Source organism: Balneicella halophila, assembly GCF_003096835.1.
Taxonomy (GTDB): domain Bacteria; phylum Bacteroidota; class Bacteroidia; order Bacteroidales; family Balneicellaceae; genus Balneicella; species Balneicella halophila.
The window spans coordinates 82,690-102,979 of sequence record NZ_QENZ01000003.1 but is presented as its reverse complement, the minus strand read 5'-3'; the positions used below and the strand labels follow the sequence as shown (position 1 = coordinate 102,979).

The following is a 20,290-nucleotide window of genomic DNA, read 5'->3' as shown; positions in this document are numbered from 1 at the left end:
CTACTAATTCTCTATCTTTGTCGCTATGAGACTTGAAGATAGGTTAGTGGCTTTTTCTATTTTAGGACAAGAACTGCAAGCGTTTTTAGCAAATAAAGGCACTTACAATACCTTTTTAGATAATGCTATAGAAAAAGCAAAAGTAGATAATCCTTGGTTTACTGATGAATCAGTAGCAAACGCTATACGAGGAATTATCACGCTTTTAGATAACAAAAAGTTAGAAAATTGGGTGTCAAATTATTCGTTATCAGAAGACAGCAAGACTGTAGCCTGTATTTTGGCTGGGAATATACCAATGGTGGGCTTTCATGATATGCTTTGTGTTTTATTATCCGGGCATCATTTTATTGGCAAAACATCAAGCAAAGACAAACAGCTTTTACCTGTCTTAGCTGAAATAATTATACAGGCTGATAAAAGGTTTGAAGAGAGAATCACGTTTGTTTCAGACTTGAAAGATATTAAGTATGATGCGGTGATAGCTACAGGAAGTAATAATACAGCACGTTATTTTCAACAATACTTTGGACATTTACCACATATTATTCGTAAGGGGCGTTCATCAGTGGCTATTTTATCAGGAAATGAGACAAAGGAGGCGCTGGAAGGATTGGGAGATGATATTTTTATGTATTTCGGATTAGGTTGTCGAAATGTCTCTAAAATATACATTCCAAAAGGCTTTGATATTCGAGGTATTTTTTCTCATTTTACTAAATATTCTAATTATCAACATCATCATAAGTGGATAAATAACTACAATTATAATCGGTCTATTAATCTGGTAAACCAACAACATTTTTACGAGACAGAATTTGCACTGTTTCAGGAGAGTTCCTCTTTGATTTCTCCAATTGCAGTTGTTTACTATGAAGAATATGAGTCATTATCGGATTTGTTATTGTTTCTATATGCTAATAACGAACAATTGCAGTGCATAGTAAGCAATATTAAATCAAATGATTTTGTACCTTTGGGCAAGGCGCAGTATCCGGAAGCAGATGATTATGCAGATAATATCGATACGTTAGCCTTTTTAAGTACTTTATAATAGTTGAAAATGCGATATTTAATTCAAGTCAAATCAGAAGAAGAGAAATCTTTCGGTATCCTGCTACAAATAGATGCTGAAGCTACCTTTTTAGAGTTACACGATTTTTTAATAGAGGTTTGTCAGTACGATCCTACACAGATGGCTTCTTTTTTTACAATTGCTGAAAATGGGCAACGTTTGCAGGAAATAAGTTTGATGGAACTTTCATCAGAAGATGCTGAACTCAATGAGGCTGTGATGGATGTCTCAACTTTAGGTGAATTTATTGGGGAGAAAATCAAAACGGTAGAATATCAATATGATTTCTTTGGTGATCGATACTTTACGTTAAAAGTTGTAGAAATACAAAAAGGTTCACAAGATGCAATAGCCCTTGTAAATAAGAACGGGACACCGCCTCCACAGATTTCTTTAGACGGTTTTGAAGGACTTGACTTAGCTGCTGAAAATCAAAATAGCGATGAGAAAGATTACGAAAGCTACCTTTCCTCTTTTGATGATTGTAAGGGAGATGATATTGATTTCCAATCTTTAGATGATTTGGATGATGACGACTTATACTAATGATAAAATCTTAGTGGTTCTCATTGGACCTACGGCAGTGGGAAAGACAGATACGAGCATCGCAATTGCTAGGCACTATAATACTGAAATTATCTCTGCGGATTCTCGGCAATTTTTTAAAGAAATGTCTATTGGAACTGCTGTGCCCGACTCTCGGCAACTTGAAGAAGTTAAGCATCATTTTATACAAAACCTATCTATTGATGACAAATACAGTAGCTATGATTTTGAACAAGATACATTAGCATTGTTGGAGAATCTTTTTCAGAAGAAAGATATAGTCGTACTTACGGGAGGATCCATGCTCTATATTGATGCAATATGCGAGGGAATTGACGAGATTCCTACCATAAGCAAGGAAATAAGAGAAAAAGTGGAACAGGACTATGAGGAAAATGGACTAACATCATTACAACTGCAACTCAAGGAACTAGATCCTAAGTTTTATGAGGAGGTTGATTTGTTAAATCCTAAAAGAGTGATGCATGCCGTGGAAGTTTGCTTAGAAGCAGGTGAGCCTTACTCAAACTTGCGTAAAGGTGAGCCAGCAAACCGTCCATTTACGATTGTGAAGATTGGATTAAATAGAGAGAGAGAAGAATTATATGATCGAATTAACAGACGTGTTGATATAATGATAGAGGAGGGGTTAGAAGAAGAGGCGAAGAATTTGCATCCTAAAAAGGGACTGAATGCGTTGAAAACGGTAGGCTATAAAGAACTCTTCGGTTACTTTGAAGGTGAGTATGATAAGAATGAAGCTATTCGATTGATTAAAAGAAATACAAGATATTATGCAAAACGACAGCTATCATGGTTTCGCCGAGATGAAGATATTCAGTGGTTTCATCCGAAGGACATAGAACAGATTATAAAGTTTATTGAAGAGAAGAAAGTAGCATTATTAACAAAATAATCACTTATGAAAATTGCAATGCTCTCTACATTTTATCCTTATCGCGGAGGAATTGCCCAGTTCAATGCACGTTTGTATAATGAATTGAGTAAATCACATGATGTAAGAGCTTACACTTTTAGTCGACAATACCCTTCCTTGCTTTTTCCGGGAAAAACCCAATATGTCGTAGATGCTAAAGATGCTGAAAAAGTAAATGCTGTTCGTATCTTAGACAGTGTAAATCCTTTTTCCTACTGGAAAACTGGCAAAACCATTAAAACGTGGAATCCTGATGTTCTTTTTCTCAGATATTGGCATCCTTTTTTTGCTCCTTCTCTCGGTACAGTTGCTAAAATGCTTAAAAAGGATGTGAAAGTGATTACACTTGTAGATAATGCTGTACCTCATGAAGATAAAGCAATTTATAAACCTTTCACTCATTATTTTACCAAGCAATCAGACGGTTTTGTAGCGATGAGTAAAATTGTGGAGAATGATTTACGAAGGTTAGCTCCTAAAGTTCCTTGTCTGCTGAAACAGCATCCGCTGTATAATCATTTTGGAGAAAAAAAAGACAAGATAAAAATGCTAAAAAAATACAGTTTAGCAACTAATAAAAAAACATTGCTTTTCTTTGGATTTATTAGAGAATACAAAGGTTTGGATATCTTGATTGAAGCTTTTGCAAAACTAAATGATAACTATCAGTTGATAATTGCAGGGGAGAGCTATACTGACTTTTCAAAATATCAATATTTAATTAATAAAAATCCTAATAAAGAAAGAATAGTGTTGCTCAATCGTTATATTGCTGATGAAGAAGTGGCAAGCTTATTCTCCTGTGCTGATGTTTGTGTGCAACCCTACCGCTCAGCTACGCAAAGTGGGATTACTGCTGTTTCTTATCATTTTGATGTTCCTATGATAGTCACGAATGTTGGAGGCTTAAAAGAAGATGTGAGACATGAAAAGACAGGTTTGATTGTTGAAGAGATTAATGCAACAGCTATTGTTGATGCTATTGTATATTATTTTAATGAAAATAAAAGAGAAACTTTTCAAAAAGGAATTCGAGAATTAAAAAAAGAATTATCTTGGAAAGCTTTTTGTGAAGAATTACTAGAATTTATATCCAACTTAAAAAAATAGAAAATGAAACGCATATTAATCTTATTAGCTTTAATACTAGTACTGGTACTGACTTTAGCTGTATTTGCTAACTATAGCAAAGGGTATCGTTCTGGCATTATCATGAAAATGAGTCGTAAAGGTTACGTTATCAAAACCTATGAAGGACAGCTGAATACCGGAGGTTTCTCGGGAGATGTGACAGGTGGTGACATGACTTCCATGATTTGGAATTTTTCTGTAAGACAATCAGAAAAAAGAACAATTGAAAAAATTGAAGAGGCCGTTGATAAAGGCAAGCGTGTAAAATTGTATTACGAAGAGAAGTATATCCCGATTCCTTTTTGGGGTGAAACAAAGTATTTTGTAGATAGTGTAGAACTCATCAATCCATAAGTTCAGACAGAAAACGTATCTTTGTGTCTATGTATTCAAGCAAATCTCTTAAAGAATTTACCTATTCAGTGTTTCGAGCTATTGGATGCTCTTCTGTCGATGCGTGTATCGCTTCAGAAGTATTGTCACAGGCTGACTTAAGAGGGGTAGATTCTCATGGAGTTGCGAGATTGAGTGGTTATGTACGTTTATGGGAGAAGAAGCGATTGCATGCTCAGCCAAAAATGAAAGTGGTACATGAAACTCCATCGACTGCAGTTTTAGATGCTGACCTCGCAATGGGTCTCGTTTCTGCTCAAAAAGGGATGCAGGTAGCGATTGAAAAAGCTAAGACTGTAGGTTCAGGCTGGGTAGCAATAAAAAATTCCAATCATTTTGGGATTGCAGCAGCACATAGTATGGTTGCTTTGGAGGAGAATATGATAGGTTTTGCTATGACGAATGCCAGTCCTTTGGTCGCGCCAACGTTCTCCAAGAGTAAATTACTAGGAACAAATCCAATATCTGTTGCCATACCTACTGCTAAACAACCTCCTTTGGTTATTGATTTGGCAACAACACCTGCTGCCAATGGGAAGCTCGAAGTATTACAACGTGCTGGAGAAAATGCTCCAAAGGGTTGGGCGCAGGATGCTGAGGGCAATCCATCAATAGATGCTTCAATTTTAAAGAAAGGGGGAGCTATGCTTCCATTGGGTAGCGACCGTCAACATGGAAGTCATAAAGGGTACTGCCTAGGCTCATGGGTTGATATTTTCTCAGGAATACTTTCTGGTGCTAATTATGGACCATGGGTACCACCGTTTGTGGCATTCTTAGATCCTTTAGAAAACTTGGTGGGTGAAGGCTTAGGACATTTTGTAGGAGTATGGAGGGTAGATGCTTTCCGTCCTGTAGATGAATTCAAGAAGCATATGGATCAGTGGATTGAAACCTTTAGAAATGCGAAACCAACAGGCGATGAAAAAGTACTTATTCCCGGTGATCCTGAACGCTTGCTAACAGCGAAAAGGCTTAAAGAAGGCGTCCCCGTTCAGCCACAAGTCATTGACGACTTAAAACAACTGGCAAATAAACTAGATATAACATTCTCAATAGAGAAACAATAACACCATTATTATGAAAAAGAAATTAAAAGCTATAGCAATATGTTTAGTTGTCGGACTAGGACTTAGCTCTTGTGCACTTTTTGGAGAGCGAAAACCATGTCCGGCATATACTCAAATTTCACAAAAAACGGTAGAATCTGAAGTAGGATAGAAATTCATAGCAAACGTTTTAGGTTTGTTGGAAGTTTCTGAAATATAGAAGATTATGTCAATTGTGTTTTTGCGGGTCAGGAAAAAAACATTTGTACATGTACTTCATAATTGATATATTTGTACAGCTCAAAAAGGAATAAAAAACAATTAAAAAAATCATAGAATATGTCTAAAGTAAAAATGGCTATCAATGGTTTTGGCCGCATTGGAAGAAATGTATTCAAAATCGCAATGGAAAGAGACGATATTGAGGTTATTGGAATTAATGACCTTACAGATAATAAGACGCTCGCACATTTATTGAAGTATGACTCTACTCAAGGTAAATTTAATGGAACTGTAGAGGCTAGTGATGAGGGAATTACTGTTAATGGTAAATTCATTAAAATAGATGCTCAACGTAGTCCAAAAGATATTGACTGGGGCGGAGAACCAGATGTAGTGATAGAATCAACAGGTGTTTTTAGAACACGTGACGGTGAAAGAGGCGGATATGGCGATCACTTAAAAAATGGAGCGAAAAAAGTAATATTAACTGTTCCTGCTAAAGACAAGATTGACAACATGATTGTGATTGGCGTGAATGATGATAAGTTGACACCAGAAGATGAATGTGTTTCAAATGCATCATGTACTACAAACTGCTTAGCACCAGTTGCAAAAGTGTTAAATGATAAATTTGGCATTGAAACAGGATTTATGACAACAGTTCACTCATATACGAATGATCAGAGTATTTTAGATGGTCCACATAAAGACCTTAGAAGAGCTCGTTCATGTGCTGTTTCGCAGATACCAACAACTACTGGGGCAGCAATAGCAGTAGGGAAAGTACTACCGGAGTTAGATGGAAAAATGCACGGAATGGCTGTGCGTGTACCGACTCCAACAGGCTCCATGGTAGATTTGGTTGCTAACTTAAAAAAGGAGGTGACAGTAGAAGAAGTGAATGCTGCAATGAAAGAGGCTGCTGAAGGAGAAATGAAGGGAATTCTAGAATATTGTGAAGATCCGATTGTATCTGTGGATATTATTCATAGTTCTTACTCTTCGATATTTGATTCACTATGCACAATGGTTGATGGAAAAACAGTAAAAGTTATTTCTTGGTACGATAACGAATGGGGATATTCAACAAGAGTTGTAGATTTAGCTGAGAAATTGTTTCAATAAGAAGAATAAATTTTGAAAATAGAAAAAACGCATCATTAAATACGATGCGTTTTTTTTCTATCTAGAAGTAAGTTATATTCTTTAGCTCAATTCTTTACTACTGTTATGTACCATGCCTGATGAGGCGTTCACACAAATTACATTACCATCAACTAAAAAATCGAGGATATTTTTCAAACCGACAACCACAGGTATTTTTAAGGTACGCCCTGCAAATGCGGCATAGGACGTGTAGCGACTTTCTTTCGTAATAATAGCTCCAGCTAATTTTATATATGGCGCATAGGATTCATTGAGTATATCTGAATAAATAATATCACCTTCCTGAATTTTTGTCTTTGCATCGTTTAAAGAGTTGATTATACGAACTGGTGCGGTATGTTTGCCTTTGCCAATACCTAAACCTTTCATATAAAAAGCTCCTAAGGCTCTAACTCTCATGGTGTTGGTTGCACCAGAGATTCCTATGGGGACACCAGATGCAATAACTGCAAGATCACCAAATTCAACGAGTTTTGATTTTAATGCACAATTTTCAATTTTCTCGTAGATAGTATTATCGTTTCCTAATTCGTCTAATAATAAAGTGGTGACTCCCCAAACCAATGCTAACTGTCTTCTGACCTCAGGATAAGGTGTCACAGCTATAATCATGCATGATGGACGGTGCATCGCAATCCGTCTGGCTGTAAAGCCTGAAGTTGTAATAAGCAGAATACACTTGGCACCTAAATGATAAGCAGAATTAACTGTGGCTTGCGACACCGTAAAGGTAACACTATCATGAAAAGGGTGTCGGTCTAAATTTGAAAGGAATCCAACCTGACTTAAACTTCGTTCTGTTCGTTCGGCAATAATTGCCATTGTCTCCACAGATTTTACAGGATAAGAACCTGCCGCAGTCTCCCCACTGAGCATTATGGCATCAGTGCCATCATATATAGCATTGGCAACGTCTGCAGCTTCTGCGCGTGTAGGTGACGGATTACGCATCATAGAATCTAGCATTTGGGTTGCAGTAATCACGGGTTTGCCCAACATATTACATTTTTTAATCATTGATTTTTGAGCAATTGGCACTTCTTCAAAAGGTATTTCGACACCTAAATCACCACGCGCCACCATAATTCCATCAGATACGTCTAATATCTCATCAATATTTGCATAGCCTTCTTCATTCTCTATCTTGGAGATAATTTGCACATCGGTATGATTATTTTCTTCTAATAATTTACGTATAGCTAAGACATCGTCGGCTTTACGAATAAAGGAAGCTGCGATAAAGTCTATATCTTGAGAAAGTCCGAATAAAATATCACTTTTGTCTTTAGCAGTCATTGCGGGTAGATTGAGTTTTACACCAGGCGTATTTACACCTTTTTTAGTGCTAATTTTACCTCCAAATTCAACTACAGTATGTATTTCATTATCATGAATATCATTAACTCGGAGTCCGACTAGTCCGTCATCAATCAAGATTCTATTTCCAGGTTTGATTGTTTCGTGCAATCCATCATAATTAATTTGCACTTTTTTATGATTTCCCAACACCTCTTCTGGAGTTAGAATGAAAGGCTCACCTTTGATCAATATGGTGTCTGGTTCTACCTCTCCTAAACGGATTTCTGGACCTTTGGTATCTAAAAGAATTCCAATAGGTTTATTCAATTCACTTCTCACTTCCTTAATCATATCCATTAACTCTTTGTGAGTATCATGATCTCCATGGGAAAAGTTAAGTCTGGCGACATCCAATCCTGCTTCCACGAGTTGTTTAAATGTATTTTTGTCGTTACTAGCAGGTCCTATTGTGCATACGATTTTTGTCTTTCTCATAATATATTTGCTTTAGCTAATAAGGTAAAGATAATGAAAACAATAAAAAAAAGCTTGCATAGTGTGCAAGCTTAGCAATAAAATAATGCGATGTGCAATGTATTTTATGGGCAACCACAACCATTATTAAATAATCCACAACTCGTTAGCATAATCGCCAAGAAAACGAGTAAGGTTATTTTTTTGTTCCATTTTATCTTCATATATCAAGATATTTTTAAGCTCTCAATCGCTGTGCATTCGTATTATCGAGTTTTTTCTCTGCATACTTGCGAGTGAGCGTAAAAGTTTTTTTGCCAGTAGCTGGCATTTCAAACATTGCATCGGTCATAATGGTTTCACAAATACCACGTAAACCTCGGGCGCCAAGTTTAAATTCAATCGCTTTATCTACAATATAATCAAGTGCTTCTTTTTCTATTTTCAACGTAATACCATCCATTTCAAACAACTTCTTGTATTGTTTGATAATAGCATTTTTAGGTTCCGTAAGAATACGAAGGAGCGCATCTCTATTCAACGGTTCTAGATATGTAAGAATAGGTAAACGACCAATAATTTCTGGAATCAGACCAAAAGCCTTTAAATCCTGTGGAGCAACATACTGCAAGAAATTCTCACGGTCGAGGTTTTCTACAGCTTTGCTCGCATTAAATCCAACAACTTGAGTGTTTAGTCTTTGCGCAATTTTTTTCTCAATGCCATCGAAAGCACCACCACAAATAAATAGTATATTTTTTGTGTCTACAGCGATCATTTTCTGGTCAGGATGTTTTCTTCCGCCTTGTGGTGGTACATTTACTATAGAGCCTTCTAGTAACTTTAGCAAACCTTGTTGTACTCCTTCACCACTCACATCACGTGTTATCGATGGATTATCACCTTTGCGAGCAATTTTATCGATTTCATCAATGAATACTATCCCTCTTTCTGCAGCTTCAACATCATAATCGGCAGCTTGAAGCAATCGAGTCAAAAGTGATTCAATATCTTCACCTACATATCCAGCTTCTGTAAGTACTGTTGCATCTACGATAGCAAAAGGCACTTGGAGCATCTTAGCAATACTTTTTGCTATTAAAGTTTTTCCAGTTCCTGTGCGACCGACCATAATGATGTTTGACTTTTCAATCTCCACATCATCTTTGACTTCTTGTTGTAATCGTTTGTAATGATTGTAAACGGCTACTGATAGTTGTTTTTTAGCAACATCTTGATCAATAACATAGGAATCTAAAAAAGATTTTATTTCGTGTGGCTTTAGAAGTTTAAAGTCAGGAGCTTCACTTTTTCTTTGTGCTTTTAGTTCTTCTTTGACGATGACGTGTGCCTGTTCTGCACAATTCTCACAGATAAAAGCATCTACACCAGATATTAGCAGTTCAACGTCTTTGCGTTCTCTACCGCAAAAGGAGCATTTATCCATATAGTTTAGTCCTCTTTTGTTTTACGTGAAAGTACCTCATCTATCATTCCATAATCTTTTGCTTCTTGAGCTGTCATCCAATAATCACGATCAGAATCCTTTGCTACTTTTTCGATTGGTTGTCCAGAATGTTGTGAGATAATGCTATAGAGTTCTTGCTTAATTTTGATAATTTCTCTTGCTGTAATTTCTATGTCAGAAGCTTGCCCTTGGGTACCGCCCATAGGTTGGTGAATCATCACACGTGAATGTTGCAGTGCAGATCTTTTCCCTGGAGCACCGGCAGTAAGCAAAACAGCCCCCATAGATGCAGACATTCCTGTACAGATAGTCGCTACATCACATTTAATGTACTGCATGGTGTCGTAAATACCTAAGCCTGCATAAACAGAACCACCAGGAGTGTTGAAATAAATTTGGATATCTTTTGAAGGGTCAACAGATTCCAAAAATAATAATTGAGCCATAATGATATTGGCTACGTGGTCATCAATTGGCACACCTAAGAAGATAATCCTATCCATCATTAGTCGAGAAAACACATCCATAGATGCAATATTCAGCTGGCGTTCCTCGATGATAGTTGGAGAAATATAACTGCTGGTAATGTCAGCATATTTGTCAAATATATTACTGTTAATGCCTTTATGTTTGGTGGCATATTTTTTAAATTCGTCTTTTGGAAACATCTTGTATTTTATCGTTTAAATATCATGCAAAGATACGAACTTTTTGGAAATAGGCTTAATTAGCTAAGGTTTCCTCTTTGTCTTTTGAAACTTAGGTTTATTTACTATCTTCGCTCGCTATGGATACGATACCTTTTATTACAAACGATGCCGTTGTCTTAGGCATTTTAATGATTCTGCTTGGGGGTATTTTCTACACCTCTGCAAAGGCTACAGGTTTCTGGGCTAAGTTTTACAAGATTATTCCTTCTTTGTTGGTGGCTTATATGCTTCCTGCTGTACTGACTTCAATGGGACTGATTGCTCCGGAATGGAAAGAAGTAACTGCTGATGGAGAAATTATTGAAAGAAGTTCACAACTCTACTTTGTGGCAAGTCGCTATTTACTTCCTGCCTCTTTAGTTCTTATGACATTAAGTGTTGACTTGAAAGCGGTATTTAAATTAGGGTATAAAGCCTTAGTGATGTTTTTTGCTGGAACGATAGGAATAGTAGCAGGAGGTCCTTTGGCTGTTTTGTTAGTTTCATTAGTTTCTCCTGAAACTGTAGGTGGAGCCGGGTTTGATGCGGTTTGGAGAGGTTTGGCTACTATAGCAGGAAGTTGGATAGGTGGAGGAGCGAATCAAATTGCGATGTTGGAAATTTATGAATTTAATCCACAACGATACGGCGGTTTCGTTTTAGTCGATATTATTGTTGCAAACATTTTATTGGCTGTATTGCTTTTTGGAATTGGACGTAAGGACAAGATAGATCGTTGGTTGAAGGCAGATACGTCAGCTATTGAGAATTTGAGAAAAAAAGTTTCCGATTATGCCGAAAGTCTAAAAAGAATTCCTTCACTTACTGATTATATGGTTATTTTAGCGATTGCCTTCGGTTCTGTAGGTTTTGCTCACTTTGCCGGAGGTCATATTACGGATTTCTTAGTCTCTAATTACGAAATTGTAAGTAACAAAACTTCAGCATTTTCATCTTTTGGGTCTGAGTTTTTTTGGTTGATATCATTGTCTGTTATTCTAGGTGTAGCATTATCATTTACTAAATTCAGAGAGTATGAAGGTGCTGGTGCCAGTAAAATAGGAAGTCTCTTTATTTATATATTAGTGGTGACCATTGGAATGAAGATGGATTTGCGTACTATTTTCGAAAATCCTGGATTATTTATAGTTGGACTGATTTGGATAAGCATTCATTTTATCATATTATTAGTTGTTGCTAAACTGATTAAAGCACCTTTCTTTTTTATGGCAGTGGGAAGTACTGCTAATGTAGGAGGCGCAGCTTCAGCACCTATTGTAGCCACGGCATTTCATCCGGCACTTGCAACGGTTGGAGTCCTGCTAGCAGTACTAGGATATGTCGTGGGCACATATGGAGCTTTACTTACTGCTGAGCTGATGCGCATTGTAGCACCTTAACAAAAAAATATGAGCCAAAATGTTGTTCCACACTCTTATTTCTTAAAAGAAAATGTTGTTGCCTTGGCTAAGGAATTGTTAGGGAAACGTGTCGTTACCGTTATTGACGGAGAAAGAGTTTCTGGTATTATTAATGAGACAGAAGCTTATGCAGGAGTAATAGACAAAGCTTCTCATGCATACGGCAATCGTAGAACTAAACGCACGGAAATTATGTACAAGCAAGGTGGTCATATTTATGTTTACCTTTGCTATGGAATCCATTCGTTATTGAATATAGTTACCAATAGGAGAGACATTCCTCATGCAATATTGATACGTAGTATCGTTCCAGATTTTGGATTAAATACGATGTGTGATAGGAGAGGAATCTTAAATTTAAAAAATATTGCTAATGGACCGGGTAAAGTTGCTCAGGCTTTAGGCATTTTACCCCAACATACAGGCTTATTACTTGGAGAGAAAAAAGAGCATGAAATCATATGGATTGAGGAGGGAATCTCTGTAGATGATAAATTAATAGAAGCCACTCCTCGCATTGGGATTGATTACGCAGAAGAAGATAAACATAGACCTTGGCGATTCGTGATTCCTGCTAGTGAAATTCATAAAAAAATAGAAGCTCATGAAAATTGATTTCAATTTTCATGAGCTTCTCAACTTATATCCAAAATTGTAATTGTTAAATTACTTATCAATAGAACCTAAAACTCTTTTCATAAAACCATTCAAAGCTTCTCTTTGTGGAGTTCCTTTTTCTATTTCTTTATGTACTTCTAATGCTCCATACATATTAGAGATAAGCTCTCCTATTACATCTAACTCTTCATCTTTAAGACTTGGAGCCTCCGAGATAGCTTCAAGAGTCTCTATTGCTTCCGTTACATAGTCAGCATCATGATTATCTATGAACTCTGTGATTTTTTTAATTACCGGTAACTTCATTGATAAAATCTTTTAAAACATCAGCTTTGTTTGTCTGTGTTTGATTAACAAGTTTCCCATCTTTAAAAGCTGCAAACGTAGGTAGATTGTCTACATTAGCTAACTTTCTTGATTCTGGAAATTTCTCTGCATCTACAACTACAAAAGTTGCATCATTCTCTTCTGAGAATTTTTTGAATTTAGGTTTCATAATTCTGCAATTTCCACACCATCCTGCTGCATACTGTACGAAAACCAACTCATTATTCTCAACTACTTCTTTTAAATTATCTTTCTCTAAAATTTCCATAATTTTGTTTTTTTTAGTGTTTACTTAAATAAGAAGCAACTCCATCACGGTCAGCTTTCATTGCCTCTTGACCTCTTTCCCAGTTAGCAGGACATACTTCACCGTGTGTTTGTACGTGTGCATAAGCATCGATTAAACGAAGGTATTCAGAAACATTTCTACCCAATGGCATATCGTTAATGCTTTCATGGAATACTTTACCTTCTTCATCGATTAGGAATGTAGCACGGTAAGTTACGCTATCACCATTTCTTAAGAAAGTTTGTGTCTCTTCGTTAAACTCCTCTTCGCTTGAATCCAAAATTCCTAATGCCTCTGCCAAGTTACGATTAGAGTCTGCAATTAATGGATATTTAACTCCTGAGATTCCACCATTATCTTTTTCAGTATTTAACCATGCAAAGTGTACCTCTGCAGTATCACATGATGCACCTACAAGAATAGTATTACGTTCTTTTAATTCCTCAGCAGCTGCTTGAAATGCGTGAAGCTCTGTAGGACATACAAAGGTGAAGTCTTTTGGCCACCAAAATAATAACACTTTTTTATTATTTTTAGTCGCCTCTTCTAAAATGTTGATTTCAAAATTGTCACCCATTTCGTCTATCGCTGTCGCTGTTAAGTTTGGGAATTTTTTCCCTACTAATGTTCTCATGATTATTCAGTTTTTAATTTTAAATATTACACTAACAAAAATACATTAAATATACCATCTATAGAAAGAAAATATATTGTTAATAGCTTAGTAATATAGATAGAATAAATAAGAATAGCTTCTATTATAAATCATATTTTTCGAATTATTTTCCCAGTAGAAGTGTAGGAGAAGTTTTCTTTAAACACAATATCTCTCGGTGCGGATTGTTTTGGTTTTAAGTTCCTAAACTTTTCTTTTAGCTTTTCAATCTTTTTCTTATTCCAAATTTTGTCTTCAATGAACAATACTACTCGTTCTCCTAATTTTGAATCAGGAGCTCCTTTAATATAAAATGGTTTTGAAATATAGGGATAAAGCTGTTTTTCAATATCCTCAGTATTTATCTTTAATCCTCCACTGTTGATGATGTTATCATAACGTCCTACAAACTCAAAAGTATTATTGGAATACAATTTTATTACATCATTGGTTTTCAATAAATCTATTCCTAAATGAGGTGCACTAATACAAAGTCTTGATTCTTCATCAGTACTCAATGTTATGTTTTTCATTACGTTAAATGATGATGAGGCGTCATATCCATTGAGTTTTCGTAAGGCAATATGACTAACTGTTTCTGTCATTCCATAAGAAAGATAAAATTTGGAAGGATGATTTTTTATTTTTTCTTGAAAATGCTCAGGAACGCCAGCTCCACCTAAAAGAATTGTTTTTATTCTATCTAAGTGTTCAAAATTTTCAATTGCTTGAGGCGGAATTAATGCCCCAAAAGTAATCTTGGGTAGAGAGTTTAAATCAAGTTTGAATTTTGGAGGTAAAGTATAGAGCTTGAGCTTCCATACGATAGCTCTTACTACCATCATCATTCCTGCAATTTTAGTTACTGGCAAGCAAAGTAATGCGGTATTTCCTTTTTGAAATTGAAAAAAAACTCCAGTAAGTTTAGCACTATTTACCATGGCTTCCTTTGTGTGAACGATCGATTTTGGTGTACTAGTTGATCCAGATGTATGAACTGTAAATTTTTTTTGAGAATGCCATTTCCTGATAAATAACAAAACTTTTTCGTCAAATTCATTTGTAGAATTAACTATATCTTCAGGATGTGCATATTGACTGAAATCTAAAAGCATTCCCACTCTTTTTTAGGGTTGTACCAAAGTTCTTCTCCTCGTATTTCTAATGGTGAATTGATGTTATTTGTGTAAAGACTCCCAGTGCCTAATCCTTGGTAACTATTCTCTGTATTTAAAGTAGCAGTCCATTGGGCTATAGTATTGAGTCCAATATTACTCTCAAGTGCTGAGGTTACCCACCAGCCAATATTTCTTTCTTCTGCTAAGTCTATCCACTCTTTAGATGCTTTAAAACCACCTAATAAGCTGGGTTTCAAAATGATATACTGAGGCTTTATAGTTTCTAACAAGGCTATTTTCTCTATGGTTGGGAAAATACCGATCAATTCTTCATCTAAGGCGATAGGAAGCGGGGTATTTTTACAAAGTTTTGCCATTTCCTTCCATTGCCCTTGTTTTAATGGTTGCTCAATAGAATGAATACCCAACTCAGCAAAGAAATCTAAATGTTCCATGACATCTGTGGGAGTGAAAGCCCCATTGGCATCAACTCTTATAGTATGCTCAGGAAAGTTTTGACGAATCTTTTTGAGCAGTTCTCTTTCTTTCTCTACATTTATTGCTCCGACTTTCATTTTAATACATTTGAACCCGGAGTTTGTTTTTGAGTGTAGTTGCTCTTCCATAAAATCATAGCTCCCCATCCAAAGCAGTCCATTGATTTTGATGCCATAGTTGCCCTCTGTAAAGGGGGAGGGAAATAATAGGTGCTTGCCTCCTTTTTGTAAGTCTAATAAAGCGGTTTCTACAGCAAATTGCAACGCAGGATATTCTGTCAATCCCCCATTTAGCCAGTAAAAATAGTCTTCAATATTCTCGCAAACCTCTTTTATTTTAGCTTCTATGGTGTCATTATCGTCATATGATAACTTAGGAATAAGGGAACACTCGCCAATGCCCTTTACAGATGGGTTGGATTCGTCCCAGATACTGATAAACCATGAATCCTTTGTCTTCAAAACTCCTCTTGAAGTTCCGCTTGGCTGTTTGAATTCAAGTTTATGATATTTGTAGTCTGCTTTCAGCATTTAAATTGATTTTCTTCAAAATTAATGAAAAAGGAATTAACATAGAGCAAATCCAGTAATCCATAATACCACTAGAAAAACGGTACTTAATGCTACTTTTTTTAATTCGGGATCTAAGTCTTTTATTTGCTTCGTTTTCCAAACTCTAATTAAATGTATTGTCAGAGGAATAAAAACAAGAAGATAGAGTAGCTGATATGTGCATTGATAAGTTAAAATCGTATAGAAAACAGCACTTAATAAAGCCATGCCCAATAAAATAGTGTGATAGATTTTACTATTGTAAACACCAATGTTTACAACCAGCGTTTTTTTATTACAAAGTTTGTCATTTTTAAAATCACGGAGATTATTGAGGTTAAGAACGGCTACACTTAATAGCCCAACTGTCAGACCTGGTAGAAGTATTTCCCAATTCCAGTCTACCGTTTGGACTATATATGCAATGCAGACAGGTATCCATCCGAAAAAGAAGAAAACAAATAGGTCACCCAGTCCATAATATCCATATGCTTTCCGACCGACTGTATATTTTATGGCTGCTCCAATACCTGCTAAACCAAGCAAAAGAATTCCTATAAAAGCATAATTAATTGTATTAAAACTATAGAAGAGCAATGATAATCCAGATGCAAGTATCATAATGATACAAATGACAATTCCTATTCTCATTTCCTTAGGAGAAATAATGCCACTTTGTACAGAGCGCAAAGGACCAGCACGGTATTCATTATCTGTACCTTTTTCAGCATCGCCCAAATCATTAGCCATATTTGCTAATATCTGTAGCAGGAGAACTGTCACGAGGCATAGAATTGCAATAAACCATGAGAAATTCCCATCACGAAAAGCCAATCCTGCTCCTAAAATAGCTCCAGCTGAGGACAGTGGGAGTGTGCGTAAACGGAATGAACGTATCCAAGCTTGTGTTTTAGTCATTTTATCTTATCCCCCTTTTATTTAAAGCTCTATGGTATGCTCTGGCATTCCTATTGTGCTCAGAAAGTGTTTTAGAAAAAACATGGTATCCTGAGAAGTCGGCTTTGGCACAAAAGTAAATATAATTATGATTTTCAGCGTTGAGAACTGCATCTATTGCACTTATCGAGGGCTGGCGAATAGGACCTGGGGGAAGTCCGGAGTATTTATAGGTGTTGTATGGAGAGTCGACCTCCATGTGTTTATTGAGCAATCTTTTGATTGTAAAATCTCCTACTGCAAATTTCAAAGTAGGGTCTGCTTGCAATGGAATATTTCTCTCTAAGCGATTAAGGTAAACTCCTGCAATTCGAGATTTCTCATCACTCTTATTCGTCTCTTCATCTACTATAGAGGCTACTATACTTATTTGCTTCTGTGTATAGCCAAGTTCCTCAGCCTTTTTCTTACGCTGTGTATTCCAAAACCTGAGATACTCCTTATTCATCCTGTCAGTAAATTCTTTGGGTGTAGCTGTATAATACATTTCATAGGTATTGGGTAAAAACATCCCAATGAAATTATTCTTATCAAATCCATAAGAATTAGCCACAGAATCGTTAGTCAAATGATTTAGTAATTCTAACGAATCGGGTTTTATTTGTCTAGAGATTTTTCCCGCGAATTCAAAAAGTGTGCGTGTGTTATTAAAAGTTAATTTGACAGGACTTTGCCTGCCAGCTCGTAGGGTGTTAATAAAGGCATTCGTAGAAGTCCCTTTTGGGAAATAATAAAAACCTTCTTTGAATTGATTGACTTGTTTGGCTCTAGCTAAATATGTGGGTAGTAACTTGGAATTAATAATATCTTTATTTTTTAGTTCAGTAAAGATGTCTTCCGGAGTTGTATGTTTATTAACAACTAATCCATAATCTTGCAAGAATAATGAATCATTAATTTTATAATAGGCAAAGCCAATAATACCTATAAGTATAAAGCCTAAAATGGCTAAAAACAGGAGCAATTTCTTCATCATAAATGTTTGTTGTTTACTACCAGCTTCCACCAGCACCTCCGCCACCGAAGCCTCCGCCACCAAAACCGCCGAAACCACCGCCACTGCCAAATCCTCCGCCGAAACCACCGAACCCGCCACTTCCCGAGTTGAAGTCATCAAAATCACCTTTACCGCTTCTTCGTGTAAGCATTTCAATGAGCATCCAAGAAGGAATACTGCCTCCTGTTTTACTCATTTGGTATTGTTTTGAAGCTTTTCTTCTGAGAGTAGATAAGATGATGACAAAGAGAATAAAGAGTATAGGGAGAAGGAATATTGGAAAATCACTGTGTTCATTAGCGGGATACGCAGACTCATTATATTCGCCTTTCGTTAGAGCGATAAGTGCATCGGTTCCCTTATCAATGCCACTAAAATAATCGTTGTTTTTAAAATGAGGAATAATAATATTGTCTCTAATTTGTCCTGAAGCCAGATCGGTTGCTGCTCCTTCAAGTCCGTAGCCTACAGCAATTTGTATTTGCCCTTTACTATCTCGATATTTTGGTTTTACTAGAAGCAGGATGCCATTGTCATTCTTAGAACTACCAATACCCCATTTGTGAGCTAATCGGGTGGCAAAATCTGCTCTTTCGTATCCGTTAAGACTTTTCACTGTTACAACAGCAACTTGTGTAGAACTTTCTTGTGCATATTTTACCAGTTTTTGTTCCAATTGCTGTTCTTCTTGTTCGGTCAGTATGCCTGCTAGGTCATTGACCAAACGCTCCACCTTTGGTTTTTCAGGAATTCCTTCTTGGGCAAAGGAAACCAGCCAGAGGCAACACAGTAATATAGTGAATATTTTTCTTGGCATATTATTCAAAGGTAATTTCGTCAGGTAGTTCATTTACGTCATTTTCTTGGTAAGGAAAATGTTTTTGGAGAGCATCGCCGACCTTCAAAATACAGCTAACCACACCTTGGCAAAAATTAGAGACTTTGAAGTCAGCTAGAACTTCCTCAGTGCGTTCATTCCAAAACTCATCCTTTACATATTGGTGTATACCTGCATCACCAATAATAGCAAATAGTTTATTTTGCACCGACATATAAAGTAAGACTCCATTACGTGCTTTTGTCTTGTGCATTTTCATCTTTTTAAAAAGATAGGCTGCACGATCTAGTGCCGTTAATTCTGTGTGAGTGTCAATATGAAACCGCAATTCGCTAGAAGTTCTAAGTTCTACTTTTTTGATTGCGTCCACAATCTTTTTTTGTTCTTCTAAAGAGAAGAAATTTTTTGCTGTATTTTCCTCCATCTACTGACTAAAATTCTACTTCAGGTGCTCTGTCAGAACCTGCTTGAGCTTCGAAATATGGTTTTTTATCAAAGCCAAAAATCATAGCAACAATGTTCTGAGGGAAGTTACGTGTATATTGATTATATTCTTTTGCAGCTTCATTGAAACGGCGTCGCTCTGTGGATATTCTGTTTTCTGTTCCTTCAAGTTGATCTTGTAATGCTAGAAAGTTGGTATTCGCTTTCAAATCAGGGTATTTCTCGACCACTACCATTAGCTTAGAAAGTGCTCCAGATAAACCTTGTTGTGCCTGTTGGAACTGTGCCAGTTTGTCAGCATCTAGATTTCCTGCATCTATAGTCGTTGAGGTTGCCTTAGAACGAGCTTCAATGACTTCTTTAAATGTTTCTTGTTCATGCTCAGCATATCCTTTTACGGTATTTACTAAGTTTGGAATAAGATCGGCACGACGCTGATAAGCATCTTGAACATTTGCCCATTGTGATTCTACAGTTTCTTCCTTATTTACCATAGTGTTATATCCACAACTACTAAAGAAAGGAATGATTAATACGATAAGGAGTAAGTTTCTTAATAATTTCATGAGTATTTATTTTTTAGGAGTATTCAATAATCTTATATTTCTTTGTTGTCTGGACATCCATTCTTGATATCGACTTAATTCAGCATCAGTTTCAAATTTCTTAGACACTAATTTTGCTTTTTCTGTGAGTTCTGCACTTTGTTCCTGAAGTTGTTTTATTGCTTTTTGGTCTATATTTTTTAATGCAGTCAAATAATCTTTCACGAATTTATGATATTCTTTCACATAACTACTAGCCAAACTATCTTTAAATACGGGAAGCTCGTTATTATCATCTTTGGATAAAATACTATCAATCTCGCTCGAAGATATCTGGACTTCTACTTTCGATGAACAAGAAAATAATAAGAAGCTAATCAAAAAAAAGATATAATGTAATCGCATAATGTGTGTTTATTGATATAATAGTATTATTACTTCAAATATAATTCATTATTTCAAATATCCTGTGAAAATAATGAATAGATTACAAAAGTAAATAGAATTACAAAAATTTACACAGAGTTTAAGTTTTTTACTAAATTATAGCTGATTGTGAAAATTGGCACAGTTTTTGCGTTG

General features: G+C 36.1%; 24 protein-coding genes. 10 read left to right on the top strand and 14 right to left on the bottom strand.

The window, feature by feature from the left end; genetic code table 11:
• Positions 1 to 25 precede the first annotated feature (25 nt).
• The 8 genes from C7377_RS00470 (at position 26) to gap (ending at position 6,478) form a co-directional block, all read left to right on the top strand.
• Positions 26 to 1,054 carry an acyl-CoA reductase gene (locus tag C7377_RS00470; RefSeq protein ID WP_116495386.1) on the top strand — a complete coding sequence of 343 codons (1,029 nt, stop codon included), beginning with the start codon at positions 26 to 28 and terminating at the stop codon, positions 1,052 to 1,054.
• 9 nt (positions 1,055 to 1,063) lie between these two features.
• Positions 1,064 to 1,621, top strand: a complete 558-nt coding sequence (locus tag C7377_RS00465) for an IS1096 element passenger TnpR family protein (RefSeq protein ID WP_116495385.1) — start codon at positions 1,064 to 1,066, stop codon at positions 1,619 to 1,621.
• Complete coding sequence (gene miaA / locus C7377_RS00460) at positions 1,602 to 2,537, top strand: tRNA (adenosine(37)-N6)-dimethylallyltransferase MiaA (protein WP_243408280.1); 936 nt, start codon at positions 1,602 to 1,604, stop codon at positions 2,535 to 2,537. The genes C7377_RS00465 and miaA overlap by 20 nt, the downstream gene beginning before the upstream one ends.
• Positions 2,538 to 2,543: 6 nt before the next feature.
• On the top strand, positions 2,544 to 3,668 hold the full coding sequence (locus C7377_RS00455; RefSeq protein WP_116495383.1) for a glycosyltransferase: 1,125 nt from the start codon (positions 2,544 to 2,546) through the stop codon (positions 3,666 to 3,668).
• 3 nt (positions 3,669 to 3,671) lie between these two features.
• Positions 3,672 to 4,043 carry a 6-phosphogluconate dehydrogenase gene (locus tag C7377_RS00450; protein WP_116495382.1) on the top strand — a complete coding sequence of 124 codons (372 nt, stop codon included), beginning with the start codon at positions 3,672 to 3,674 and terminating at the stop codon, positions 4,041 to 4,043.
• A 29-nt stretch (positions 4,044 to 4,072) separates the two neighbouring features.
• A complete protein-coding gene (locus C7377_RS00445; RefSeq protein WP_116495381.1) occupies positions 4,073 to 5,152 on the top strand; it encodes an Ldh family oxidoreductase in 1,080 nt (359 codons plus the stop codon).
• Between the two features lie 10 nt (positions 5,153 to 5,162).
• Entirely contained in the window at positions 5,163 to 5,303 is a 141-nt protein-coding gene (locus tag C7377_RS09340) for a hypothetical protein (RefSeq protein WP_165806818.1), read from the top strand.
• A 167-nt stretch (positions 5,304 to 5,470) separates the two neighbouring features.
• Positions 5,471 to 6,478: a type I glyceraldehyde-3-phosphate dehydrogenase gene (gap, locus tag C7377_RS00440; RefSeq protein WP_116495380.1), complete on the top strand. Its 1,008-nt coding sequence runs from the start codon at positions 5,471 to 5,473 to the stop codon at positions 6,476 to 6,478.
• 81 nt (positions 6,479 to 6,559) lie between these two features.
• On the opposite strand, the gene pyk is transcribed toward gap, so the two are convergent.
• The 3 genes from pyk to clpP form a co-directional block, all read right to left on the bottom strand.
• Entirely contained in the window at positions 6,560 to 8,314 is a 1,755-nt protein-coding gene (gene pyk / locus C7377_RS00435; RefSeq protein ID WP_116495379.1) for a pyruvate kinase, read from the bottom strand.
• Positions 8,315 to 8,531: 217 nt separating this feature from the next.
• Positions 8,532 to 9,740 (bottom strand): ATP-dependent Clp protease ATP-binding subunit ClpX, encoded by a 1,209-nt coding sequence (gene clpX / locus C7377_RS00430; protein WP_116495378.1) that lies wholly within the window; start codon positions 9,738 to 9,740, stop codon positions 8,532 to 8,534.
• Positions 9,741 to 9,745: 5 nt separating this feature from the next.
• Positions 9,746 to 10,429, bottom strand: coding sequence for an ATP-dependent Clp endopeptidase proteolytic subunit ClpP (gene clpP / locus C7377_RS00425; protein WP_116495377.1), 684 nt, complete (start codon positions 10,427 to 10,429; stop codon positions 9,746 to 9,748).
• 119 nt (positions 10,430 to 10,548) lie between these two features.
• Between clpP and C7377_RS00420 the strand changes: the two genes are divergently transcribed.
• A complete protein-coding gene (locus C7377_RS00420) occupies positions 10,549 to 11,850 on the top strand; it encodes a DUF819 family protein (protein WP_116495376.1) in 1,302 nt (433 codons plus the stop codon).
• Between the two features lie 9 nt (positions 11,851 to 11,859).
• Positions 11,860 to 12,486, top strand: coding sequence for a DNA-3-methyladenine glycosylase (locus C7377_RS00415; RefSeq protein WP_116495375.1), 627 nt, complete (start codon positions 11,860 to 11,862; stop codon positions 12,484 to 12,486).
• A 51-nt stretch (positions 12,487 to 12,537) separates the two neighbouring features.
• On the opposite strand, the gene C7377_RS00410 is transcribed toward C7377_RS00415, so the two are convergent.
• From C7377_RS00410 to C7377_RS00360, 11 genes are all read right to left on the bottom strand, one after another.
• On the bottom strand, positions 12,538 to 12,795 hold the full coding sequence (locus C7377_RS00410) for a DUF6952 family protein (protein WP_116495374.1): 258 nt from the start codon (positions 12,793 to 12,795) through the stop codon (positions 12,538 to 12,540).
• Positions 12,776 to 13,084, bottom strand: a complete 309-nt coding sequence (locus C7377_RS00405) for a thioredoxin family protein (protein ID WP_165806817.1) — start codon at positions 13,082 to 13,084, stop codon at positions 12,776 to 12,778. The genes C7377_RS00410 and C7377_RS00405 overlap by 20 nt, the downstream gene beginning before the upstream one ends.
• 13 nt (positions 13,085 to 13,097) lie before the next feature.
• Positions 13,098 to 13,739 carry a peroxiredoxin gene (locus tag C7377_RS00400; RefSeq protein ID WP_116495372.1) on the bottom strand — a complete coding sequence of 214 codons (642 nt, stop codon included), beginning with the start codon at positions 13,737 to 13,739 and terminating at the stop codon, positions 13,098 to 13,100.
• Positions 13,740 to 13,870: 131 nt separating this feature from the next.
• Complete coding sequence (locus tag C7377_RS00395) at positions 13,871 to 14,875, bottom strand: AMP-binding protein (protein ID WP_116495371.1); 1,005 nt, start codon at positions 14,873 to 14,875, stop codon at positions 13,871 to 13,873.
• The gene (locus C7377_RS00390) at positions 14,866 to 15,906 is read right to left on the bottom strand and encodes an o-succinylbenzoate synthase (protein ID WP_116495370.1); all 1,041 of its coding nucleotides are present in this window, start codon (positions 15,904 to 15,906) and stop codon (positions 14,866 to 14,868) included. The genes C7377_RS00395 and C7377_RS00390 overlap by 10 nt, the downstream gene beginning before the upstream one ends.
• A 36-nt stretch (positions 15,907 to 15,942) precedes the next feature.
• The gene (gene menA, locus C7377_RS00385) at positions 15,943 to 16,845 is read right to left on the bottom strand and encodes a 1,4-dihydroxy-2-naphthoate octaprenyltransferase (RefSeq protein WP_116495369.1); all 903 of its coding nucleotides are present in this window, start codon (positions 16,843 to 16,845) and stop codon (positions 15,943 to 15,945) included.
• 1 nt (position 16,846) lies between these two features.
• Complete coding sequence (gene mltG, locus C7377_RS09445) at positions 16,847 to 17,857, bottom strand: endolytic transglycosylase MltG (protein WP_243408295.1); 1,011 nt, start codon at positions 17,855 to 17,857, stop codon at positions 16,847 to 16,849.
• Positions 17,858 to 17,876: 19 nt separating this feature from the next.
• Positions 17,877 to 18,698: a TPM domain-containing protein gene (locus C7377_RS09650; protein WP_116495367.1), complete on the bottom strand. Its 822-nt coding sequence runs from the start codon at positions 18,696 to 18,698 to the stop codon at positions 17,877 to 17,879.
• A 1-nt stretch (position 18,699) separates the two neighbouring features.
• Positions 18,700 to 19,143, bottom strand: a complete 444-nt coding sequence (locus tag C7377_RS00370) for a TPM domain-containing protein (protein WP_116495366.1) — start codon at positions 19,141 to 19,143, stop codon at positions 18,700 to 18,702.
• 7 nt (positions 19,144 to 19,150) lie between these two features.
• Positions 19,151 to 19,729: a LemA family protein gene (locus C7377_RS00365; protein WP_116495365.1), complete on the bottom strand. Its 579-nt coding sequence runs from the start codon at positions 19,727 to 19,729 to the stop codon at positions 19,151 to 19,153.
• A gap of 6 nt (positions 19,730 to 19,735) precedes the next feature.
• Complete coding sequence (locus tag C7377_RS00360; RefSeq protein ID WP_116495364.1) at positions 19,736 to 20,113, bottom strand: hypothetical protein; 378 nt, start codon at positions 20,111 to 20,113, stop codon at positions 19,736 to 19,738.
• Positions 20,114 to 20,290 lie beyond the last annotated feature (177 nt).